11 protein-coding genes are annotated in these 16428 nt (G+C 71.4%); 8 read left to right on the top strand and 3 right to left on the bottom strand.

Annotated elements, in window-relative coordinates; translation table 11 throughout:
- Positions 1–60: 60 nt before the first annotated feature.
- From ACFVTC_RS39355 to ACFVTC_RS39330, 6 genes are all read left to right on the top strand, one after another.
- On the top strand, positions 61–1767 hold the full coding sequence (locus ACFVTC_RS39355) for a hypothetical protein (protein WP_390134098.1): 1707 nt from the start codon (positions 61–63) through the stop codon (positions 1765–1767).
- Between the two features lie 131 nt (positions 1768–1898).
- Positions 1899–2315 carry an SseB family protein gene (locus ACFVTC_RS39350; protein WP_390134096.1) on the top strand — a complete coding sequence of 139 codons (417 nt, stop codon included), beginning with the start codon at positions 1899–1901 and terminating at the stop codon, positions 2313–2315.
- Positions 2312–2971: a hypothetical protein gene (locus ACFVTC_RS39345; RefSeq protein ID WP_390134094.1), complete on the top strand. Its 660-nt coding sequence runs from the start codon at positions 2312–2314 to the stop codon at positions 2969–2971. The genes ACFVTC_RS39350 and ACFVTC_RS39345 overlap by 4 nt, the downstream gene beginning before the upstream one ends.
- A 2-nt stretch (positions 2972–2973) precedes the next feature.
- Positions 2974–7740 carry a putative T7SS-secreted protein gene (locus ACFVTC_RS39340; RefSeq protein WP_390134092.1) on the top strand — a complete coding sequence of 1589 codons (4767 nt, stop codon included), beginning with the start codon at positions 2974–2976 and terminating at the stop codon, positions 7738–7740.
- Between the two features lie 7 nt (positions 7741–7747).
- Positions 7748–8506 (top strand): hypothetical protein, encoded by a 759-nt coding sequence (locus ACFVTC_RS39335; protein WP_390134090.1) that lies wholly within the window; start codon positions 7748–7750, stop codon positions 8504–8506.
- Positions 8507–8949: 443 nt separating this feature from the next.
- Entirely contained in the window at positions 8950–9720 is a 771-nt protein-coding gene (locus ACFVTC_RS39330) for a hypothetical protein (RefSeq protein WP_390134088.1), read from the top strand.
- An 81-nt stretch (positions 9721–9801) separates the two neighbouring features.
- On the opposite strand, the gene ACFVTC_RS39325 is transcribed toward ACFVTC_RS39330, so the two are convergent.
- Both ACFVTC_RS39325 and ACFVTC_RS39320 read right to left on the bottom strand, forming a co-directional pair.
- On the bottom strand, positions 9802–11130 hold the full coding sequence (locus ACFVTC_RS39325; RefSeq protein WP_390134086.1) for a class I SAM-dependent RNA methyltransferase: 1329 nt from the start codon (positions 11128–11130) through the stop codon (positions 9802–9804).
- A gap of 139 nt (positions 11131–11269) precedes the next feature.
- The gene (locus ACFVTC_RS39320; RefSeq protein WP_390134084.1) at positions 11270–13321 is read right to left on the bottom strand and encodes an APC family permease; all 2052 of its coding nucleotides are present in this window, start codon (positions 13319–13321) and stop codon (positions 11270–11272) included.
- Between the two features lie 1008 nt (positions 13322–14329).
- On the opposite strand from ACFVTC_RS39320, the gene ACFVTC_RS39315 reads away from it, so the two are divergent.
- Both ACFVTC_RS39315 and ACFVTC_RS39310 read left to right on the top strand, forming a co-directional pair.
- Positions 14330–15001 carry a TrkA family potassium uptake protein gene (locus tag ACFVTC_RS39315; protein ID WP_054237133.1) on the top strand — a complete coding sequence of 224 codons (672 nt, stop codon included), beginning with the start codon at positions 14330–14332 and terminating at the stop codon, positions 14999–15001.
- A complete protein-coding gene (locus ACFVTC_RS39310; protein ID WP_148010917.1) occupies positions 15001–15678 on the top strand; it encodes a TrkA family potassium uptake protein in 678 nt (225 codons plus the stop codon). The genes ACFVTC_RS39315 and ACFVTC_RS39310 overlap by 1 nt, the downstream gene beginning before the upstream one ends.
- Before the next feature lie 59 nt (positions 15679–15737).
- Here ACFVTC_RS39310 and ACFVTC_RS39305 read toward each other — a convergent pair whose 3' ends face one another.
- Positions 15738–16328: a GNAT family N-acetyltransferase gene (locus ACFVTC_RS39305; protein WP_390134082.1), complete on the bottom strand. Its 591-nt coding sequence runs from the start codon at positions 16326–16328 to the stop codon at positions 15738–15740.
- Positions 16329–16428 lie beyond the last annotated feature (100 nt).

The following is a 16428-nucleotide window of genomic DNA, read 5'->3' as shown; positions in this document are numbered from 1 at the left end:
GTCCGCCATCACGCCCCTCAACTGCGGGAATTACCGTCCAAACCTGTGTACTTGGCAGACATGAGGCCGTCGACCATCCGCCTGCGGGCCCGTACCGAGGCACCTTCGGAAGAGGCGCCCGCGCAGTGGCACCGCGTACTGACGCTGCTCGCCGACATCAGCCTCTTCATCGGCGCCCGCCCGATGTGGACGGCGGCGGCGAGCCATCGGCTCCCCGTCGCGGCGGTCATCTCGGTCTGCTACGCCTCGATCCTGGTGACCGGCGTGCTGACCCTGGTCGCCCGCCGCTCGCGCACGCTGGCCCGCCTGGACCTCGTCGTCCTGGTGACGGCGGTGACGCTCGCCGTGTGCGGGTACGCCATGTACCACGGGGGCGGGGACGAATCGGCCCTAACCGCGCAGGCCGCGCGTGAGTTCGTCGCCGGTCATCGTGTCTACGGGCAGCCGTGGCCGTGGCTCTTCTCCCAGCACGGCGTCGCCCTCACCCCGACGATGACCGGCGGCTACGACTTCACGTACGGCTATCCGCCGCTGCCCCTGCTGCTCACCGCGCCCCTGCTGTGGGTCGGGCACGGAGCGGCTCCGGCGGTCCTGGTCAGTACGGTGGCCCTGATCGTGGCCACGATCGTGATGTGGCGAATGCTGCCCGTGCAGTGGCGCTCGGCGGCCACGCTGGTCTGTCTCGGTCTCGGTCTGCTGCCGGCGTACGCCCGGCTCGGCTACCCGGCGATCGTCGCCTGTGCCTTCCTCGTCCCGGTGGTGGTGGGCTGGCCCCGCATGGGGTACGGCGGCCGGGCGGACTGGGCGCGGGCGGCGTGCCTGGGCGCGGCCTGCGCCTCCCAGCAGCTGCCGTGGTTCCTCACGCCGTTCCTGCTGGCCGGCGTCCACGCCCTGCGCCGTGCCGATCTCGGCCCCCGTGGTGCCGCGGTGGCCGTGGGCAGGATCGTCGGCGTGGCCGCCACGACCTGGCTGCTGATCAACGTGTACTTCATCGTGAGCGAGCCGCGTACCTGGTTCGAGGGGATCGTGCTGCCCCTCACCCAGAAGGCGAACCTCCACGGCCAGGGCCTGGTCGGCGTCTCGCTCTACTTCACCGACGGCAGCGGCCGGCTGGCCTGGTACTCGCACGCGAGTCTGCTCCTGGCCGCGGGTCTGCTGGGGCTCTTCGTGCTCTTCGTACGACGGCTCGGGCCCGCGGCGACGGTGCTGCCCTGGTGCGCGTTCTACGTGGCGACACGCTCCCAGGACGGCTACTACCTCATGATGACGCCGCTGTGGCTGGCCGCCGCCGTCACCGCGCCCCCACTGGCCTTCGCCGCCGCCTGGCAGCCCCGGCCGGCCCTGCTGCGCGGCCCGCGCCGGCAGGGGGCACGCGTCGCCGCGGCCGTGCTCCTGCTGGCCCCCGCCCTGGTGGCGACGACTCTGGCCGTGACGGGCTCGCCGCCCCTACGGATGGAACTCGTCGGAGCGCGCCGGGCCACGAAGGCCGTGACGGCGCTCACCGTGCGCGTCACCAACCTCGGCGAAACGGCCCTCAGTCCGCACTTCACCCTCACCACCGGCCAGGGCATGGGCCGCTACTGGTCCATCGCCTCGGGCCCCGCCACCCTCGGCCGGCACGCCTCGGCCCGCTACGAGATCCTGCCGCCCGACGGCAAGTTCACCCTCCCCGGCACCGGAGTACGCATCCGCCTGCGGGCGGTCTCCGCCTCCCCCATGACGCTGTCCAGCACGGACATCCGGCTGACACCCACGAGCGGCCGCTAGGGCGGGCTCCTGTCCGGTCGCACAACCCTCCACCAGAACGAGAACCGCCCCCTCCTTCCCACGCGTCCCGCCCTATGGTGCGATCAGTCACCCAAGACCTGCGAACAGTCGCCCAGTAACGGGGAGGAACCGTGCGGCAACCCGACGCGGCACTGGCGGAGCGCATCGCCGAGCGGAGGAGGGGAGGTGACGACCCCCGTGCGCTGGTCGGTGAGATGCGGCGCTCGGTCCTTCTGGTGCCGGTGGCCGACGGAGGTCTCTGGTCGGTGCGTTCGGGCGGGGTGCGATGGATCTGCGGCTTCACCGACGAGACCGCGCTGGCCAGGTTCGCCCTGCACCACGCGGCCGGTGACCAGCCCATGGACTACGCGGCGTTGCGGGGCGCGCGCATCGTCGACGAGATCGTGCCCGCCCTCGGCGAGCCCGCCGGGCTCGCCGTCGACATCGCCACCGAGGACGGGGCGATGTTCTTCCCGCCGGTCGTCGGCATCGTGGCGGAGGCGGCCGCCGTCGACGCGGATGCGGGCGCGAGGGGGTCAGGGGCATGAGCGGCGACGAAGCGGACCTGCATCTCGACCAGGCGTCGGTCGCCAAGTTCACCCAGGGCATGGGTGCGACGATCGACCAGCTCGGTGAACTCGGCGGCCCCACCGGCGCGGTGATGGGAAAGGGCTTCTCGGGGCTGGCGATGACCGGGATGGAGGCGGGGCACCACGGGCTCTCGGTCGACTTCGAGGACTTCTGCGAGCGCTGGGAATGGGGTGTGCGCGCCCTGGTGCGGGACGCGAGCGCGATCGCGAACCGTCTCGGGCTGGCGGCGGGCACCGTGTGGGAGGAGGACCAGTACGTCGGGAACTCCCTCAAGGTGGGCGCCAACTCCCTTTTCGGCGGGAATCCGCACGCGAGCGAGGAGGACATCGCCAAGCAGGACTGGGGCGACATCTTCACTCCGGACTACCTGAACCCCGACTGGAGCCCCGAGTCGTTCGACAAGGCCGGTCAGGACATGGAGCAGACCTGGAAGGACACCGGCCGCACCGTCCTCACCGAGGGCCAGGGCGGCCGGCAGTCGGAGGTGCTCAACAACGCGTTGGGCGTCTCCGACGACCAGTGGAACCAGGCGCTGGACGACACCTTCGGCCCTTCGCCGGACGAACGCGCCCAGCGGGAACAGTCGCCGCAGGGTGAGTCCGGGGGGAACTGAGCGTGGGTATAGGCGACTTCATCAGTGACATCACGCCCGACTCGGTCGAGAACGCGGTCGAGGACGGCGTCGAGTGGGCGGGCAACCGGGTCGAGGACGCGGGCAACTGGACCGCCGACCGCCTGGACGACGTCGGCTGGGAGTCCGGCGCGGACTGGGTGCGTGAACAGTCCCGTTCGGTCGCCAACCGGATGGGCGCCGAGGTCGACGAGATGGACCTCGGGCAGACCGAGGACAAGACCAAGCTGATCTACGGCAGTCCGGAAAAGATCAACTCCACGGCCGAGAAGCTCCGCGCCTTCGAGTCGTCCTTCGACGACACCGGCGACGGTCTCCGTGGCCTCGACTCGTCCCGGCTGAAGGGCGAGAGCGCCGACGCGCTGCGCACCGCGGTGGGCACGCAGCCGCACAGGTGGTACGCGGCCGGCGAAGCATGTGTGAAGGCGATCGGCGCGCTGGAGGCTTTCGCCGACACGGTCACCTGGGCGCAGGGACAGGCGCAGACGGCGATCGACAAGTGGAAGGAGGGCGTCGAGGCTTCCGAGGGTGCCGCCGACGCCCACCGCAAGAAGGTCGACGACTACAACAGCGCCGTCGACCGCTACAACGCCCGGCCCGCGGACGAGCGCGACCCGGCCTCGCTCCCGCCCAGGCCCGCGGCGACGTTCGACGACCCCGGCCAGAAGCTGATGAAGGACGCCCAGGACCTCCTCGCCGAGGCCCGCAAGCAGCGGAACTCGGCGGCGGAGACCGCGCGCACGGCGGTCCGCGCCGCCCGCGACATGGCGCCGAAGAAGCCGTCCTACGCCGAGCAGGCGGCCGACGGGCTCCAAGAGCTGCAGATCATGAGCGACCACGTCGGCGGCGGCCTCGTCAAGGGCACGGCGGGGCTGCTCAACTTCGTCCGCAGCGTGGACCCGATGGACCCGTACAACCTCACGCACCCGGCCGAGTACCTCACGTCCCTGAACAGTCTCGCCGCCGGTCTGGTGGTCGCCGCCAACGACCCGGTCGGCACCGGCACCCAGATGGTCAAGGACTTCATGAAGGACCCGGCCGAGGGCTTGGGCCGGCTCATCCCCGACCTGGTGCTGACCGTGGCCACCGACGGCGGCGGAGCCGCGGTGAAGGGCGTGCGCGTCGCCGAGGACGCCGCCGAGGCCGCGCGGCTGCGCAGGCTGATCGACGACGCCCCGGACGGCACCCACCACCGGCCGGACGGCGAGCGCGTCACCGACGGCACCGACCCGGTGGACCTCGCCTCGGGCCGGATGTTCCTGCCCCAGACCGAGCTCGAGATACCCGGCATCCTGCCACTGGTCTTCACCCGCCGCACCGAGTCCGGCCTCGCGACCGGCCGCTTCCTGGGTGCCGCCTGGTCGTCCACCGTCGACGAGCGCCTCGAGGTCGACGCGATCGGTGTCGTCCACGTCACCGCCGACGGGCTGCTCGTCGCCTACCCGCACCCGGTCCCCGGCCTGCCCACCCGGCCGCGTTCGGGCCGCTTCCGTACGCTCCTCTCCCGGGACGCCGACGGCGACTACACGCTCGCCGACCCCGACGCCGGTCCGACCCGGCACTTCAGTGCCCCGTCCGGCGGTGAGCCGGGCGGCGACGGTACGGCCTGGCTGTCCGGCATCACCGAACGGGGCGGCCACTCCGTCACGGTCGACCGCGCCGAGGACGGACTGCCGCTGGCCCTCGTCCACTCGGCGGGCCACGAGCTGCGGCTGTCCGCCGCCGACGGACGGGTCACCGCCCTGTCCCTGGCCGGCGCGGGCGAGAACGGCGCCGACCTGCCGTTGCTGGGCTACGGCTACGAGGGCGGCGACCTCACCGCCGTCACCAGGCCTTCCGGCGCCGTCACCACGTTCCTCTACGACGACCGCCGCCGCGTCATCGCCTGGATCGACTCCAACGGGCGTCGCTACGACTACGTGTACGACGACCACGACCGCGTCGTCGCCGAGGGCGGAGAGGCCGGGCACGTCCAGATCACCCTGGCCTACACCGGTCCGGACGCGGAGACCGGCCACCGGACGACGGTTCTGACCAGCGCCGCCGGCCGGGCCACCCGGCACGTGATCGGCCCCGGCTGCCGTGTCCTCGCCACCACCGACGCGCTCGGCCGCACGACCCGGTTCCGCTACGGCTCGGGTGGCGAACTGCTGTCCCGTACGGACCCGTTGGGCGCCACCACCGCCTTCACGTACGACGAGGACGGCCGTCTGCTCACGGTCACCGATGCGGACGGCGGCGAACTGCGTGTCGTACGCGGCCCGTTCGGGCTGCCCGTGGAGACCGTGGGGCCGGACGGCTCCCGCAGGACGTACGCCTACGACGAGCTCGGCAACCGCACGTCGCTCACCGATCCGGCCGGACACACCACCCGCATGTCCTACGACGACGCCGGACGGCTCACCGCGGTGACCGACACCCTCGGGAACACGACGCGCGTCAGGTGCGACGCGGCGGGACGGACCGTAGCGGTGACCGATCCGTCCGGCGCCACCACCCGCACCGAGCGGGACGGGCTCGGCCGCCCGGTCCGTACGACCGACCGAACGGGCGGCGTCACCCGCCTGGAGTGGAACGCGGACGGCCGACTCGCCCGCCGCACCGGCCCGGACGGTGCGAACGAGTCATGGAACTACGACGGCGAGGGCAACTGCACGGCCCACACCGACGCCGTCGGAGCCGTCACGCGCCACGAATACACCCACTTCGACCTTCCGCTCGCCACCACCCGTCCCGATGGCGGCCGTTACGAGTTCGAGCACGACGCAGACCTCCGCCTCACCCGGGTCACCGGCCCACGGGGCCCGAGCTGGACGTACGAGTACGACGCGGTCGGCAACATCGTCTCCGAGACCGACTTCGACGGGCGCACCCTGACCTACCGGGTGGACGCCGCCGGCCGTCTCGCCGCCAGGACCGACGCCCTCGGCGGCACCATCTCCTTCGAGCGGGACCCACTCGGCCAGGTGCTCGGCAAGACCGTCGACGGCCGGGTGACGACCTACGCGTACGACCGGGCGGGCCGCCTCCTGGAGGCGGTAGGACGCGACAGCGAACTGCGCTACCAGTACGACCGCGTCGGGCGCGTCAAGACGGAACTGGTGGACGGCCGCCCGATGCTCTACTCCTACGACGCCCTGGGCCGGCGCGTCCGTCGGACCACCCCCACGGGCCATGTCACGTCCTACGCCTACGACTCCGACGGCCTCCCCGCCCGGCTGGACACGGGTGGACAGCACATCACCTTCACGCACGACGCCGAGGGCCGCGAACTGGCCCGTGCCTTCGGGGACTCGCTCACCGTGACGTCGGCCTGGGACGAGGCCGGCCGGCTCGCCACGCAGCACTTCACCGCCGGAGCACGCGCCGTCAACAGCCGTGCCTACGCCTACCGCGCCGACGGACACCTGCTCTCCGTCGCCGACCGGCTCTCCGGGACCCGTACGTTCGACCTGGATCCGATGGGCAGGGTGACCGCCGTCCACGCCCCGGCCTGGACGGAGCGGTACGCGTACGACGACACGGGCAACCAGACGTCCGCCTCCTGGCCCGACAGCCACCCCGGCAGCGAGTCGGTCGGCCCCCGCTCGTACGACGGCACCCGTGTCGTCCGCGCCGGAGACGTCCGCTTCGAGTACGACGCCCTCGGCCGCGTCACCCTGCGCCAGAAGACCCGTCTGTCCCGCAAGCCCGACACCTGGCGCTACGAGTGGGACACGGAGAACCGGCTCACCTCCGTCACCACCCCCGACGGGACCCGGTGGAGGTACCGCTACGACCCGCTGGGCCGTCGTACGGCGAAGCAGCGCCTGGCGGCGGACGGTGCCGGCGTGGACGAGGAGACCCGCTTCACCTGGGACGGCCTGACCCTCTGCGAACAGACCGTTCACGGAATGGACCAGCCGAACCCGGTGGCCCTCACCTGGGACCACCGCGGCCACGTCCCCCTGGCGCAGACCGAGCGCATCCTCACCGCCGACGACCGGCGGAGCGAGATCGACCGCCGCTTCTTCGCCATCGCCACGGACCTCGTCGGCACCCCCACCGAACTGATCGACGAGTCCGGCGGCATCGCGTGGCGCTCCCGGTCCACGCTGTGGGGCGCCACCGCGTGGGCCCGCGACGGCATCACCTACACCCCGCTCCGTTTCCCCGGCCAGTACTACGACTCCGAGACCGGCCTCCACTACAACTTCTTCCGGCACTACGACCCGGAGACCGGGCGCTACACCTCCCCGGACCCCCTCGGCCTCGCTCCCGCGCCGAACCCCGTCGGCTACGTGGACAACCCGACCACCGCGTCGGACCCGTTGGGCCTGATGCCCAACTACACGAAGGAGGAGAGGGCCAAGAGGCGACTCGACAAGATCGTGGACGGGGTCATCGACAGGGCTCAGAACGGCGAGGTCAGGAAGCACGTCGACTACCACGGGGACACGATGCACGGTATGAGCGACGAACGGGTTCTGGAGATCCTGAAGAACCCGGACGCGGTGTACCAGTCGACGGGCACGGCCGGAAGGCTGACGTTCCGGCAGGGCGAGGACATCGTCGTGACCGAGGGGCCCGGCAGCACCCAGGGTCAGGCTGTCACGGCGTACGGTCCGTCAGGTGTCAAGGGCGACTCCGGAGCGCAGGCACTGGGCGGCAGGCCCACCGACCCCGGTCCACCGGTGACGCACGAGGACATCGTGGAGGGCAGAATTCCCGGTAAGGGCGGCAACCTGGCCCCCGCGGTGCGGATCAGATGAGGCAAGGATGACCATGAAACTGTCGTTCGACGGCGGCTGGCACGCCATGGTGACGGACGATCCGCTGCACATCACCCCGCGCTTCGACGGCGACTCCGTACGCGTCGTGCGCTACGCGGATGCGAAGGAACGTGAGCGGTTCGTCCTGGATACCTTCGGCAGCCAGCACCGCCTGTGGGACGCGCCCGACGTCTTCCGCTTCGACCCGGCCAACCGCCAACTCGTCGGTTTCGAGCTCCAGTTGCCGGAGGAGTCCACCTCGGCCGAGGACGCGGCCCGCCTCCCGCTCACCCTGGCGGTGCGCCCGGGCGGACTGCGCGCGGTCGAGGCCACGGACTTCCGGCACGAGATGTGCGCGCTCCTGTGCCGCGCCCCCGGAGACGCCGTGCTGACTTCTCTGCGCGACCCCGCCGTCCTCGACGCTCCGTTGGAGACTGGCATCGGCATCGCCCCGGACCTGGCACTCCTCGTCCAGCACGGCACCGTCGTCGGCTGGAGCCTCACGGACCCCGCCCGCTACCTGACCACGGCGTACACCGACCCCGACCCCACCCCACCGACCGACACCACCCGCCGCCTGCTCACCGACTGCCTGGACCTGATCACCCAGCCGCTGATCTACGACGTGGAAGACGGCGACCCGACCGCCCTGGCCCGTCTCCGGGCGACCGACGAGGCCCTGCGCGCCCAGCGCGAGGACCGGCGCCGCGCCGACGTCCTGCTCTCGCTCATCGGCAACCTGATGGAGGGCTACGGGAACCGGTGACCATGGAACCGTGGCGGTGCTCCCGGCGGCTGTCGGCGGCCAGGCCGCTCCATGTGACGGGCACCCGCGCCGGCCTGCGACGGTGCGACGCCCGGCCCCGGACGTGATCTCGATGACGCGTCATATGGAGTGCGTCGCCATCCTGGGACCGGTCAAGTCGCGCTCCTTGTCCGCTGGTTCGAGAGGTTCCGAGTCCGGACGGGGTGCTCGATCCGTCCCGCGGTTCACGCGTAGAGCCCTTCACAGGCTTCCGCTACGCGTCCCATCCGCGGGCAACGTCCTCGCGCCATACGGTTCGTCCGGCGTCAAGGGCCCCTCCGGGGCCGAGGCGCTGGGCGGATTGATGAAGACCGACCCTGGTTCGCCGATCACCCATGAAGCCGTGGTGGAGGGCGGGTCCGGCCGGAACGGCCGCATGCCTCCCGCACAGAAGGTCAGATGACGTGGCATCCACCGTGAGAATCACCGTCGACGACGACTGGACCGCGACGGTGACGGGCGCTCCCCTGCGCCTCGCCCCGCGTTTCGACTTCAGGGACTTCCGTGTGCGCGTCGCGGAGTACGCGAACGTCGAGGAACGCGGCGGGTTCCTGCTCGGCACCTTCGGCAGCGGGCCCTGGCTGTGGGACACGCCTGACGAGCTCCGGTTCGGCGAGGAACGCCGGGAACTGGTCGGCGCCGAGTTCCAGATCGCCGGTGAGGCCGCCGCCCCCGAGGACTCCGTCCGCGTTCCCGCCGCACCCCCCGTCCGTCCCGGCGGCCTTCGCGCGGACGAGGCCCGGGACTTCCGCCTGGAGGTGACCACGGCGCTCTGCCGCGCGCCCGGGGACGCCGTACTGACCTGTCTGCGCGACCTCGACGTCCTGGACGAACCGCTGGACGCGCGCATCGGCATCGCCCCCGACCTGGCGCTCATCGTCCAGCACGGCACCGTCGTCGGCTGGAGCCTGACCGACCCCGCCCGGCATCTGACCACCGGTTTCACGGCCCCCGATCCGGCGCCCCCCGCGCCGGCCACCCGGCTCCTGTTCACCGCGTGCATGGACGTGATCACCACGCCGCTGCTCGACGAGGTGAGACGCCGGGACCCGGCCGCCCTGGCCGGGCTCCGGCAGCTCGACCACAGCCTGCGGAGTCAGCGCGAGGACCGCCACAGAGCCGACGCCCTGCTCGCGTTCATCGGCGAACTGGTCGAGGACCACGGGAACGCGTGACGGACGGCTTCGCAGCCGGCCCCGCCCTGCGCCCGGCCGGCCGGCCTTCGGACCATGGACCGAACCGGGATCATGACCGTCTCAGAGTTCGTCCTTGACCGGTTCGAGGATCGCGACGCACTCGACGTGATGCGTCATCGGAAACAGATCGAACGCCCGCAGCGTCCGCACCTTGTAGCCACCGTCACGGAAGTACGCCAGGTCACGAGCCAGCGCCGCCGGGTCGCAGGCCACGTACGCGATCTTTCGCGCGCCCATCGCCGACAGGAGTTCGACCGTCTTCTTGCCGGCGCCGGAGCGGGGCGGGTCGAGGACGATGAGGTCGACCTCGGTGATGCCGGTGCGCGGGAGGACCGCCTCGACCTTGCCCTGTTCGATGCGGACGCGCTCGAAGGAGGCGAGGTTGTGGCGGGCGTCCTCGACCGCGCGCTTGCCGGACTCGATGCCGAGGACCGCGCCCTTGTCGCCGAGGCGGTCGGCGAGGGCGCCGGCGAAGAGGCCGACGCCGCAGTACAGGTCGAGGGCCATGTCGCCCTTGCGCGGCAGCAGACCCTGCATGACGGCCTTGACGAGGGTGTCGGCGGCCATCGGGTGGACCTGCCAGAAACCGCCGCTGCCGACGCGGTAGGTACGGCCGTCGGCCCGCTCGCGGACGAAGGCGCGGCCGTGCACGCGGTGGATGCCGCCGTCCTGTTCGGCGACCCGCATCACGGAGACCGGCTTGTCGAGCTCGACGAGCGGAAGGCGGGCGCCGGGCCGCGGCTCCAGGATGACCATGCGGTCCTGGGATCCCGTCGCGGCGATCGCGTCGACGGACTCCATGCCGGCCCAGTCGCGGTCCTCGATACCCAGTTCGCTGACGCCCGGCGCCGCGATCATGCAGTGTTCGACCGGCTCGATCTCGTGCGAGCGGTGGCGGCGCAGTCCGGCGTTTCCGTCTGCGTCGACGCCGTACTGGACACGGGTGCGCCACGCAGGGACCTCGCCGGCGGGCAGCTTGTCGCCCTCGGCGGGCATCACGGTGCCGTCCCAGCCCGCCTCCTCGGGGGTGAGCCCCGCGAGACGCTGCAACTGCTCGGTGATGACCTCGCCCTTGAGGCGGCGCTGCGCGCCCGGCTTGGCGTGCTGCCAGTCGCAGCCTCCGCAGCGGCCGGGACCGGCGTACGGGCAGGGGGCCTCGACACGGTCCTTCGAGGGGTCCAGGATCTGGACGGCGTCGGCGCGCAGGAAGCGCGCGCCCTCCTCGCCCTCCGTCACGCGTGCGACGACACGCTCACCGGGCAGGGCGTGCCGGACGAAGAGGACCTGGCCCTCGGTCGTACGGGCGATGCAGTGCCCGCCGTGCGCCACGGGGCCGATCTCCACCTCGTACTCGTCCCCCACCAGCGACTTCTTCGGTTCTGCCTGCATGGCGGGGTGACTCCAGGTGCGAAAGGGGGGTGATGCGGGGGACAGGAACGGGGGTCTCGGCCACCCCCGCGGACGGGAACGGCCGGACAACAGCCCACCAGTCTACGTGGACCGTGCCCGGCCGTTCGACACGAGTACGTCAGCCCTTGGGAGCGCTGGACTCCTTCGGCCGCTCCTCCGCCGGACCCCGGCGCACCGCGCCCGGCGCGTTCCAGTCCTGGCGCCTGCGGGCTCGCTGCTTCGCGGCCTCGGAGGACTCCAGCTGATAGGGCACGGAGGTCACCATCACACCGGGCGTGAACAGCAGGCGGCCCTTGAGGCGCAGCGCGCTCTGGTTGTGCAGCAGGTGCTCGTACCAGTGGCCGACCACGTACTCGGGGATGATGACGGACACCACGTCGCGCGGTGACTCCCTGCGCAGGCCCTTCACGTACTCGATGACCGGCCGGGTGATCTCGCGGTACGGGGAGTCGAGGACCTTCAGCGGTACGGTGATGCCGCGCCGCTCCCACTCCTCGCGCAGGGCCTTCGTCTCGGCCGGGTCGACGTTGACGCTGAGCGCTTCGAGGGTGTCGGAGCGCATCAGCTTGGCGTAGGCGAGGGCGCGCAGGGTCGGGCGGTGGATCTTGGAGATCAGGACGACGGAGTGGACGCGGGAGGGGCGCACGCTGTCGTCGGAGGGGCCCTCGGGGGCGGCGATCTCCTCTGCGACGCGGTCGTAGTGCTTACGGATCGCGCTCATCGTCGCGTAGAAGATCATCATGCCGAGCAGGGCGACCCAGGCGCCGTGCGTGAACTTGGTGACCAGGACGACGACGAGCACCAGGCCGGTGAAGAACGCGCCGAAGGTGTTGATGGCCCGGGAGCGGATCATGTGGCTGCGCTTGGCCGGGTCCGTCTCGGTGCGCAGATGGCGGTTCCAGTGCCGGACCATGCCGGTCTGGCTGAGCGTGAAGGAGACGAAGACGCCGACGATGTAGAGCTGGATGAGCCGCGTCGAGTCCGCGCCGTAGATGACCACCAGCAGGGTCGCGGCGCCCGCGAGCAGCACGATGCCGTTGGAGAAGGCGAGGCGGTCGCCGCGGGTGTGCAGCTGGCGCGGGAGGTAGCGGTCCTGGGCGAGGATCGAGCCGAGCAGCGGGAATCCGTTGTACGCGGTGTTCGCCGCGAGGAACAGGACCAGCGCGGTGGCCGCGGCGAGCACGATGAACAGGAAGCTGCCCTTGCCGAAGACGGCCTCGGCCACCTGGGAGATCACCGGGTTCTGGACGTATCCGGAGCCGATCGGGACGCCGTTGTGAATCAGGTCGGAGGCCGGGTTCTCGGCCATCCGGACCTTGGTCGTCATGGCCAGCGCGATGATCCCGCAGAACATGGTGACGGCGAGCAGGCCCATCGCGGCCAGCGTGGACGCGGCGTTCTTCGACTTGGGCTTGCGGAAGGCCGGGACGCCGTTGGAGATGGCCTCGACGCCGGTCAGCGCGGCGCACCCGGAGGAGAAGGCACGCAGCAGCAGGAAGACGAGCGCGAAACCGGCGAGACCCTGGTGCTCGGCCTTGATGTGGTAGTCGGAGGTCGGCGCCCGCATGGTGTCGTTCAGGACGAGCCCGCGGAAGGCGCCCCACGCGATCATGATGAAGACGCCCGCCACGAAGACGTACGTCGGGATCGCGAAGAGCTTTCCGGACTCCTTGACCCCGCGCAGGTTCATCAGCGTGAGCAGCACGATGACGACGACGGCGCAGAGCACCTTGTGCTCGACGACGAAGGGGATGGCGGAGCCGAGGTTCTCGATGCCGGACGCGATCGACACGGCGACGGTGAGCACGTAGTCGACGAGGAGCGCGCTGGCGACGGTGAGTCCGGCCCGGGGGCCGAGGTTGGTGTTGGCGACCTCGTAGTCGCCGCCGCCGCTGGGGTACGCGTGCACGTTCTGGCGGTACGACGCCACGACCGTGAACATCAGCACGACGACCGCGACCGCGATCCAGGGGCTGAAGTGGTAGGCCGACACGCCCGCGATGGAAAGGACCAGGAGCACTTCTCCAGGGGCGTACGCCACGGAGGAGAGCGGGTCGGAAGCGAAGACGGGGAGTGCGATGCGCTTCGGCAGGAGCGTCTCTCCGAGCCGATCACTGCGCAGTGCGCGCCCGATCAGGATCCGTTTGGGCACGTCGGTCAGTTTGGACACGCAGAGGATCGTAAGCGTTCGAACGGGGGGTCGCCCACCCGCCGTCCCGCATCACCTCGGCTTCCCCTCCCCTTCCCCTCCCCATCTGCTCTCCGAGTGAAAACGGGGACGGGTCCCGTTGCGGATTCCGCACATCCGAGAGTCACATGCATATATGACGAAGTTCCCTTTTTGTCCAGTTATGGAGGTTCCATGCACGCGACCGCGCAGCTCATCGGCGCCGCCGCAGGACTCGTCGGCCTCGGAATCCTGACCCTGGTCAGCGTGCGCAGCATCAGCCGGCGCTGACGGGCGACCGGAGAGGCGGATTCCGTTCACATTGTGGTTCTTGTCTCTTTTCCTGAACTTTCCCGACGGACGACCCGGCTCCGCTCAGGTCTCCCGCCTCCTCGTCCTTCCGGCGCCCTCCGTTCCCCTTCTCCCTTTCCCTCCCTCGTCCCCCCCCTCGTCCCTCCCTCGCGTCCTCGCCGCGTGGCAGGGGCTCCGTTCCCTCGGCCGGTCCGGGTCGTTGTCCGGGGTATGGACGCTCCCGACAACGCCCCGGCCGAGACGACCGGCGACCGGCGCCAGGGCGCCCCGGCAGCCCCGACAGCCCCGACTGCGGCTGCCCTGGCCGTCCCTGCCTTCCCTGCCGTCTCGGCCGGCCCGACGACCCTCGCCACCCCGGCGGCATCCGCGGCTTCGGTGACCTCCGCGACCTCCGCGGCTTCCGCACCGGCGCGCTCCCCCATGGCCTGGGTGGTGCCCCCGGGCCTGCCGCCCCGCCCGTCGCACCCCGGCGCGTAACGCGGCGGGAGGACCCCACCACGTACGCCGGGCGGAGCCCCGCCCTGGATCACCGCAGGAGATCCCCGCATCGATGAGGGCAAGACCGCGGTTGCGCCTTAAGCTCGTTCCCGGCAACGCCGCATGCCGTTGCCTCGTGAGGGCCCGGCAGACCGAGAGAGAAGAGTGAGCAGGGTGTTTTCGCAGGTCAGCGGGATGACCAGGACTGCGGGGTTGGGCTAGGTGCACATCGTCATCATGGGCTGCGGCAGAGTGGGTTCCGCTCTCGCCCAGACCCTGGAGCAACAGGGGCACACGGTCGCGGTGATCGACCAGGACCCGACCGCCTTCCGACGACTCGGCTCCGGTTTCGGCGGCCGTCGTGTCACCGGAGTCGGCTTCGACCAGGACACCCTGCGCGAGGCGGGCATCGAGGAGGCCGGCGCCTTCGCCGCCGTGTCCAGCGGGGACAACTCGAACATCATCGCCGCCCGGGTCGCCCGGGAGATGTTCGGCATCGAGAACGTCGCGGCGCGCATCTACGACCCGCGCCGGGCCGAGGTCTACCAGCGCCTGGGCATCCCGACCGTCGCCACCGTCCGCTGGACGGCCGACCAGATGCTGCGCCGCCTGCTGCCGTCGGGTGCCGAGCCGCTGTGGCGCGACCCCACCGGTGGGGTGCAGCTCGCCGAGGTGCACGCCTCCGCCGCCTGGGTCGGCCACAAGATCAGCCGCCTCCAGGACGAGACCGGCGTGCGGGTGGCCTTCCTGACCCGGCTGGGCGAGGCGATTCTGCCCACCTCGCAGACAGTGCTGCAGGAGGGCGACCTCGTGCACGTGATGATGCGCACGGACGACGTCGAAAAGGTCGAGGCCTCGTTCGCCGAGGGCCCCGAAGAGGAGAGCGGTCACTGATGAGGGTCGCCATTGCCGGCGCCGGCGCCGTGGGCCGCTCGATCGCGGGCGAGCTCCTGGAGAACGGTCACGAGATCCTGCTGATCGACAAGGCGCCGACCGCCATCTCGGTCGAGCGCGTCCCACAGGCGGAGTGGCTGCTCGCCGACGCCTGTGAGATCACGTCCCTGGACGAGGCGGCACTGCAGCGCTGCAACGTGGTCATCGCGGCCACCGGTGACGACAAGGTCAATCTGGTCGTCTCGCTGCTCGCCAAGACCGAGTACGGAGTGCCGCGCGTCGTCGCCCGGGTCAACAACCCGAAGAACGAGTGGCTGTTCAACGAGGCATGGGGCGTCGACGTCGCCGTCTCCACCCCGCGCCTGATGTCGGCCCTCGTGGAGGAGGCGGTGAGCGTCGGCGACCTGGTCCGGCTGCTGCGCTTCAGCCACGGTGACGCGAACCTGGTCGAGCTGACCCTGCCGCCGGAGTCGGCCCTGGCCGGTACGCAGGTGGGTGACGTGGAGTGGCCCCAGGACACCTCCCTGGTCACGATCATCCGCGGCACCCGCGTCCTCACCCCCTCCCAGGAGGACTCCCTGGAGGCGGGCGACGAGCTCCTCTTCGTGGCCGCCCAGGCCCGCGAGGAGCAGCTGGAGGACCTGCTCTCGGTCCGCCGCGAGGACGCGCCGAACTAGCCCGGCCCCTTAAGCGCCGAAGCCTCCGCGGGACGCCCGCGGAGGCTTCACCGTTGCGGTCAGGACCTCTGGAGATCCTCGGCGGCCGGGCCGTACGGCAGCGCGAAGGGCAGACCCAGGTCGCCGGGCAGCAGCGCCCCGAGCCAGGTGTCCCGCAGACCGTCCCGCCCGGTCTGCGCGGCCCGCAGCGCGCCCTCCCACACGAAGCCGGCCTTCCGGGCGACCGCCCACGACCCCCGATTGCCCGCCTCCGCCCGCCACTCCAGACGCTGCACGCCCAGCTCGGTGAAAGCCCACCGCGCCAGGGCACCGACGGCCTCCGTCGCATAGCCCCGGCCCCGGTGCTCCGCCACGGTCCAGTACCCGATGCCCCAGATGTCGGCCTGCCGGTGCACGTTGACGGACGCCACGAGGGTGCCGTCGCCGTCGTCCCGCCGCTCCACCGCGAAGTGGTACATCGAGTCGTCGCGCCAGCCCCGCGGCACCAGCGCCCGCAGGTAGAAGGCGGCGTGCCGGCGCTCGTAGGGCGTGGGGAAGTCCGTCCACCGGGCGATCTCGGGGTCCTGGCAGGCGGCGAGGAGCGCGTCCTCGTCACGCGCGTCGTGCGGGCGGATCAACAGACGCTCCGTGGTGAGCGAGACAGGTTCCATGAGCGGCGATTGTGACGCCCGCCCCGCCGCGCGGCCACCGGATTCCCCCGACGGTGGGACACGGGCGCGGGGCGCACCGGTACACGACGGGAGCGCCCGG

The organism is Streptomyces sp. NPDC057950, assembly GCF_042887295.1.
GTDB classification, from domain to species: Bacteria; Actinomycetota; Actinomycetes; order Streptomycetales; family Streptomycetaceae; genus Streptomyces; species Streptomyces kaempferi.
The sequence above is the reverse complement of the archived record's forward strand: the minus strand, read 5'-3'. Positions and strand labels throughout refer to the sequence as shown.

Excerpts from the sequence above, each read along its gene's own strand:
- ACFVTC_RS39355 (WP_390134098.1), top strand. The coding sequence starts at position 61 with ATGAGGCCGTCGACCATCCGCCTGCGGGCCCGTACCGAGGCACCTTCG.
- ACFVTC_RS39345 (WP_390134094.1), top strand. The coding sequence starts at position 2,312 with ATGAGCGGCGACGAAGCGGACCTGCATCTCGACCAGGCGTCGGTCGCC.
- ACFVTC_RS39335 (WP_390134090.1), top strand. The coding sequence starts at position 7,748 with ATGACCATGAAACTGTCGTTCGACGGCGGCTGGCACGCCATGGTGACG.
- ACFVTC_RS39305 (WP_390134082.1), bottom strand. The coding sequence starts at position 16,328 with ATGGAACCTGTCTCGCTCACCACGGAGCGTCTGTTGATCCGCCCGCAC.
- ACFVTC_RS39325 (WP_390134086.1), bottom strand. The coding sequence starts at position 11,130 with ATGCAGGCAGAACCGAAGAAGTCGCTGGTGGGGGACGAGTACGAGGTG.
- ACFVTC_RS39310 (WP_148010917.1), top strand. The coding sequence starts at position 15,001 with ATGAGGGTCGCCATTGCCGGCGCCGGCGCCGTGGGCCGCTCGATCGCG.